Source organism: Mesorhizobium sp. M0048, from assembly GCF_040323405.1.
In the GTDB taxonomy this organism is placed as follows: Bacteria; Pseudomonadota; Alphaproteobacteria; order Rhizobiales; family Rhizobiaceae; genus Mesorhizobium.
The window spans coordinates 1-6,129 of sequence record NZ_JAMYUV010000098.1 but is presented as its reverse complement, the minus strand read 5'-3'; the positions used below and the strand labels follow the sequence as shown (position 1 = coordinate 6,129).

7 protein-coding genes are annotated in these 6,129 nt (G+C 58.5%); 3 read left to right on the top strand and 4 right to left on the bottom strand.

Features of this window, described 5'->3' with window-relative positions; translation table 11 throughout:
• Nucleotides 1-189, top strand: a 189-nt coding sequence (locus tag NKJ84_RS32655; protein ID WP_352509943.1) for a hypothetical protein, incomplete at its 5' end; no start/stop codon positions are given.
• Nucleotides 190-391: 202 nt separating this feature from the next.
• On the opposite strand, the gene NKJ84_RS32650 is transcribed toward NKJ84_RS32655, so the two are convergent.
• Nucleotides 392-1,576 (bottom strand): glycine C-acetyltransferase, encoded by a 1,185-nt coding sequence (locus NKJ84_RS32650; RefSeq protein ID WP_352509942.1) that lies wholly within the window; start codon nt 1,574-1,576, stop codon nt 392-394.
• A gap of 344 nt (nt 1,577-1,920) precedes the next feature.
• Nucleotides 1,921-3,453, bottom strand: coding sequence for an aminotransferase family protein (locus NKJ84_RS32645; protein ID WP_352509941.1), 1,533 nt, complete (start codon nt 3,451-3,453; stop codon nt 1,921-1,923).
• A 799-nt stretch (nt 3,454-4,252) separates the two neighbouring features.
• On the opposite strand from NKJ84_RS32645, the gene NKJ84_RS32640 reads away from it, so the two are divergent.
• Nucleotides 4,253-4,690, top strand: coding sequence for a hypothetical protein (locus NKJ84_RS32640; RefSeq protein WP_352509940.1), 438 nt, complete (start codon nt 4,253-4,255; stop codon nt 4,688-4,690).
• 67 nt (nt 4,691-4,757) lie between these two features.
• On the opposite strand, the gene NKJ84_RS32635 is transcribed toward NKJ84_RS32640, so the two are convergent.
• Both NKJ84_RS32635 and NKJ84_RS32630 read right to left on the bottom strand, forming a co-directional pair.
• On the bottom strand, nt 4,758-5,465 hold the full coding sequence (locus tag NKJ84_RS32635) for a transposase DNA-binding-containing protein (RefSeq protein ID WP_352509944.1): 708 nt from the start codon (nt 5,463-5,465) through the stop codon (nt 4,758-4,760).
• Complete coding sequence (locus NKJ84_RS32630) at nt 5,410-5,781, bottom strand: hypothetical protein (protein WP_352509938.1); 372 nt, start codon at nt 5,779-5,781, stop codon at nt 5,410-5,412. The genes NKJ84_RS32635 and NKJ84_RS32630 overlap by 56 nt, the downstream gene beginning before the upstream one ends.
• A gap of 6 nt (nt 5,782-5,787) precedes the next feature.
• Here NKJ84_RS32630 and NKJ84_RS32625 point away from each other — a divergent pair, with 6 nt between their 5' ends.
• On the top strand, nt 5,788-6,087 hold the full coding sequence (locus tag NKJ84_RS32625) for a hypothetical protein (RefSeq protein WP_352509937.1): 300 nt from the start codon (nt 5,788-5,790) through the stop codon (nt 6,085-6,087).
• The last annotated feature ends 42 nt before the right edge of the window (nt 6,088-6,129 follow it).

The window sequence follows — 6,129 nt, the reverse complement described above, 5'->3', positions numbered from 1 at the left end:
CGCCTGCCGCATCTCCTGTGTGGGGAGGGTTACGGTATCGCTGAGCAGATCTATCATTCTTCTCTCCCACAAGTGGCGTTGGCGATCAATCTTTGCACAACGGACTTTCAGCACCGTTCCGCGCCCATCCAGCTGCAAGTGCGGATCAACGGAAACGGTGCAGACGACCCCAAACCCATGGTCTGGTGAGATACCGCCACGCAAGTTAGTGTCGACGAGATATCGCTCTCACAATATGTGGCACAGGATGGCCAAGGTTGCGCCAAAATGCATCGGTTTTGAAACGGGACGAGATGGTCCACATCCCGGTTGCACATATCGACCCGGACCTAACGTCGAGGGCCACCCTGACTTCTTCGCAGGCATCAGGCGCTCCACTCATGTTGGGGGGTCAGATGACTCCCAATTCCCGGCCCACCTCATTGAAGGCCTCCACGGCACGGTCGATATCCTCATTCGAGTGTCCGGCAGACATCTGCGCGCGGATGCGGGCATGACCCTTCGGCACTACGGGGAAGGAGAAGCCGATCACATAGATGCCGCGCTGGAGCATCTTCTCGGCCATCTGCTGTGCGAGGCTGGCGTCGCCCAGTATCACAGGGATGATCGGATGGTCCGCGCCCGCCAGCGTGAAGCCCGCCTTCGACATCTTCGAGCGGAAGCGGTCCGCATTGGCGTAGAGCTTCTTGCGCAGCGCATCGCCTTGTTCAATCAGGTCGAAAACCTTCAGCGACGCCCCTGCAATGGCCGGCATCAACGTATTGGAGAAGAGATACGGTCGCGAGCGCTGGCGAAGCCAATCGATGACCTCGCGCTTGCCTGACGTGTAGCCGCCCGACGCGCCTCCAAGCGCCTTGCCGAGCGTGCCAGTGATGATGTCGATGCGGCCCTCGACGTCGCAATGCTCCGCCGAGCCGCGCCCATGCCTGCCGACGAAGCCGGCCGCATGGCTGTCGTCGACCATGACCATCGCACCATGTTTCTCGGCCAGATCACAGACGCCGGCAAGATTGGCGATGATGCCGTCCATTGAAAACACGCCATCGGTCGCGATCAGCTTGAAGCGGCTGCCTTCAGCCTTCTCCAGCTCCTCCTCCAGCGCTTCCATGTCATTGTTGGAATAGCGGAAACACTTTGCCTTAGAGAGCCGTACGCCGTCGATGATGGAGGCGTGGTTCAGCGCATCGGAAATGATGGCGTCTTCTCCGCCGAGCAGTGTCTCGAACAGACCGCCATTGGCGTCGAAACAGGATGAATAGAGGACCGTATCTTCCATGTTGAGGAACGAGGAGATACGCGCCTCAAGTTGCTTGTGCTCTTCCTGAGTCCCGCAGATGAAGCGCACCGACGCCATGCCGTATCCATAGCGGTCGAGCGCAGCTTTGGCCGCGTCCCGCAGATCTTGATTGTCGGCCAGACCGAGATAGTTGTTGGCGCAGAAATTCAGGACCTTGCCATCCCCAAGTGTGATCTCGGACGACTGCATTGATGTGATGACGCGTTCGGACTTGTAGAGCCCAGCAGACTTCAACCCAGCAAGTTCCGCCGACAAATGGGCAATAAACGCGTTCTTCATCGGCAACTCCGCAGAAATGGCATGAAGTAAGCCCTAGACTAGTACATGACCGGTGAGGACTTGACGCTCTCATCGAGCAGTAACGGTTGCGGATTCGCTCAACGCGCGCCAAGAGGCCATAGGTGCGCCTGCTCGACTTTCTGACTTTGCGTGACGACGACTCATGATATCGTCGCGAAGCCGCGCCCCAATTGCGACGCTTGGCGCATATGAACGAGTGGATGACAAATCCATTTTGGATCGACGCTTTTGCCAGTAAAGATTCATGAGCCGCCTAGGGAAGGGATACGACCTGCCCATCAGCAATGCCGTGGGATCATCGGATCATCGAAGCATCGAAGCATCTAGCTGTTCGGTTCAAGTGACGACCTCCTAGGAAAACCGGCTGCCCGTCCAGCTTCAAATCTATGTCGGACACCCTCTAGCATACGCTTCAATCGCTGCCCGATCTGGTCACAGTCGGCTCGGGTGACGGTCAATGGCGGTGCGACGATGAACCAGTCTCCATATTTTCCTCCGGACGTACGCCTCGAATAGATTATGAGACCTTCCTTCAGTGCCTCGGTCCGAGCGACTTCGGTCACGTTAAAATCGTAGTGAAATTGAGTTTTCGAGTCCTTATCTTGTACCAATTCAACCGCATATAGTAGCCCTATTCCGCGCACATCGCCAACAATGGGTGAGGTGTTCATGAGCTGCCGCAATATTCGTCCAAGGTGCTGGCCAATTTGCGCGGCGTTGGCGATTAAATCGTGATTTTCATATTCGTCCAAGACCGCGAGCGCGGCGGCGCACGAAATAGGGTTTGCGCCATAGGTGTGTGAAAAATTAAACCCGGTGAGCTTTGCCAATTCATCAACGGGTTCCGCAGGGAGAAGCACCGCACCCAAAGGACTGTAACCTGCGGCAATTCCCTTTGCCATGACTACGACGTCCGGAATGCAGCCGCTCAAATGGTGTAACGCGAGAAACTTACCAGTTCGGCCGGCGCCGCATAGAATCTCATCAAAGACGAGAAACACGCCGTATCGGTCGCACAACTCACGGATGCCTTGAAAATAAACAGGTGGTGGCACGAGGCAGCCCGTTGCCACACCGCCTACTGGTTCAACCACGTACGCTAGGACGTTTTCTGGGCCTAGATTTACGATAGCATTCTCAAGTGCCGCTACGCTTTGCTCAGCGATTTCTTCAGGCGAGAGTCCCGGTTCTCCTCGATAGGTCATTGGAGCCGGCACTTTCGTGCCTGCAACTGCGAAGCCAGATAGAAAAGGCGCTAAGGATTCATCGCCCGAAATCGCGAGCGTGCCGATGGAGGCGCCATGATAGGAAGGCATGTTAGAAATCAAAATGCGCTTGGTCGAGAGGCCTTTTGCAACCGCGTATTGCCGCAGGAACTTCAGCGCAAGATCCATTGCCTCGCTTCCGCCTGACGCGAGACCGACCCGTTCGAATGGGGCACCCGCTAGGCTACAAAGCCGCCCTGTTAACGCGGCGTTGGTGGTGTGACGCGCAACGCGTGGATAAGCATAATCAAGTGTCATTGCCTGCTGATACATCGCATGGGCAACGCACCCATTAGCATGTCCGATATTGCAAGCGATAGGGCCCGACGACCCGTCGATGTAGGCCTTCCCATGCTCATCGAACATCCAAATCCCTTCCGCTTTGATCATCAGCGGAACGGGCTCAGAACCATCTCGGCTAAAAAACGCGTCCTGAAACATTCCTGGGTTTGCTACAAAATTCGTGGCCAAATAACGTCTCCAAGCGGTACTCTGGTTCGGAACGGCAAGTTCAAGATCTGCTTCCTTGGCAGCCAATCTATATATTCTAAATAACCTGAGAAGTAGCGTTGGCAGCTGCAAATTGTCCATCGAACACTATGACACCTGAGGTAGAGGTTTCGTACCAAAAGGGGCCACCTGCTGAAACGGTTATCGCATAAAGAGGTGCGGTTTGAACCAAAAGGAATCCGCGACACCACTCCGACGATCGGGACAGGTCCGGAAATGACCAACGTTTGTGAGGGGAGCCTCGCCGTCACGCTGGACGGCATGCCTCTGGGCCTTCCCACCTAAAGTTTTGGACGCGGACGAAGTTCAAAGGGAACCGCCGCGCTCAAAAGGAGATCAATCCGACGCGGGTGCCTATTGAGGAGAAGGAGAGCTTCCGAACATGCGCCAGTCGATCGCTGCTCGGCGATCCCGCGCGATGCATCCACGTCGGCGATCGCGAGAGCGACATCTACGAGCTTTGCTGTATTGCCAATGAACTCGGTACTTCCGGGTGAGGACTTGCGTCGATCGCTTGGCGGGTGATGGCGAGCACACGATCGCCGCCGAGATGAACAGGAAGAGAGATCAGCGGGCTGCATTAGGATGAGGTTCGCGACCCCAACGGCAAGGCTTAGACCGTCGCGGTCGAGATCAAATATCTCCGCATCCATGTCCTGATGGTTCGATCGGCAAGCAGAAGCGCTATCCCGCGCTCGACCTCACGGTGCTGTACGTGAGGAAAACAAAGCATCGACAAAGGATGACCGGAGGCTGATCACCAATCTGCCGGTGCATTCCCACGACGACGTCATCGAGAAGCTCCAGTGGTATGGCATGACCCGATGTCGTGCAAGCGGGTCATGCCGCGCCAGACGACCATGTTGCCAGGAGGCGGGTCATGTTTGCGGGCGAGGTAGCCGCCAAGCATGGCGATTTGCAGCAGGTAGGCGGCGAGCGTGGGCCGTTGGACGCGTGGTCGCGTTCGGCACGCGTCGATCTGGTCGAGCGCAGTGATTTCGGCGAAGGTGAGAACGCTTTCGGGCGCGGCGTCTGGCTTGGCACGCGCCCCGACATAGTGATGAAGAACATGCGCCAGCTGACCACCGGGATGAGGGCGAGGAACTTCGCCAGCCTCTCGGCGGTTTCGAGCCTTGCCTCCTCCGCACGGCAGCCGGACTTCATAGCCCTGTGGAAGACCTCCGCCTTCCAGCGCAGGGCATACCAGCCGAGCTTCTCAACCGCCGCGGAGAGATCGCCGACCGGCAAGTTGGTCACCAGCTTCCAGTCGATCGGCTCGCGGCCGGGCGGCGGATCCTCTTCGACGGCGTGGATGTAAGTCAGAAGCTGCGGACTGTAGCGCTTCTGCTTGCCCACGGGCGCCAAGGTTTTGATGGCGGCGAACTTCACCTGCAGGCAGGTCGTCTCGTCCTGATCGACCGTAATGCGATGACGTCCCGCCCAAGGCGCCGCCGCAAGTTGGGCGAAGACGCGATGAGCAGGACCGTGTGGGGCAGCATCGGCAGGCCGCTCGGCCAGCCTGTTCGTCTGCACCCGCACGAGGAAGCTGGTACTAAGGTCCTGCGCGGTGCAATAGAGCTGTAGATGTCGCTCTCTCGGTCGCCAACATGCACGCAGCGCTCGGCTGCGCCAACGAGCGCGATGGACTGGCGCAGGTTCTCCAGCCAGCGGTAGCTCTCCTTCGTCTCGATCGGCACGCGCGTGGGATTGATGTGCCGCTTGAGCGCGAGCCTTCCCTTGAATTTCGTTCGTGTCCAGAACTTCACCGCCGTCAGACCGAGGGGTGTGCCGGTGAGGGTGACGGCCAGGCTCGAATGCATCAGCACCCCGCACAAAGTCAGCACGTTGGGCTGCCCGGCCTTGTAGCGCCCGGCGTTAATGGTCTTGGTGAAGCCGATTTTGCCCGACTGCGCGCGGCTGTAGATAAATTCGGTCGTGTCCTGCAGGATAAGGATCGGACCTTCGCTCGCCGCAATGCGCGCCGCGGTGGCGGCGAAATAGCCGGCCAGAACGCGATGTTCGGTCACACGCGGGTTGTCAAGGAAGCGGTAGGCCGCCTTCGCCGCCGCCCAGTCGCCGCAGGCCGCCGGGATTGGCTTGCAGCGCCGTGATGATTGCTGGGGCCATGCCGGTCGCGGCGAGCAACCCGAACGAGATGGCGTAGGTTAAGGACCGGATCGTCCCCGCCGGCGACACAGATGCGGCGGCGGTTATCAAGCGGAGGATGTCGTCCTGGGTATAGATATGAGGACTCCTGCGGGTGAACAGGCCACGCCCCAGAGCATCGGTGGCCGGTAGCTCATGCCGGGCATCCTCCGCACGCAATGCGATCGCAAAGTGGCGGACTTCGAGAAGACCGTTGGGGTAAGCGTCGAGAATGGCCGCAAGCGCATGCGGCGAGGTGTGCACCGCCCAATGGCCGAATGGGATGTCCTAATTAAGGATCATCACGAGGCCTACATCACCTGGGACGAGTTCGAGCGGTACCTGCGCGTAATCTCCAACAATGCTAATGGCCAAGGAAGTGCGAAGGTAAGGGGAGCAGTGCGCGGTGGAGAGCTGCTGCCCGGGCTCCTGCGCTATGGTCATTGCGGGCCCAAACTGCTTGTGTCCTACAGCGGCAAGCTCGGCCGCTATAATTGCTACGGCGCCCGCAGCGATAGTGTGCTGAAGGTTCTGCAAAAAGTTTTGGAGAGAGAACGGGGCTTGCTCTGAGGGGCGAGCGGCCATGGCACGGTGGTGACGTTGCGATCACCG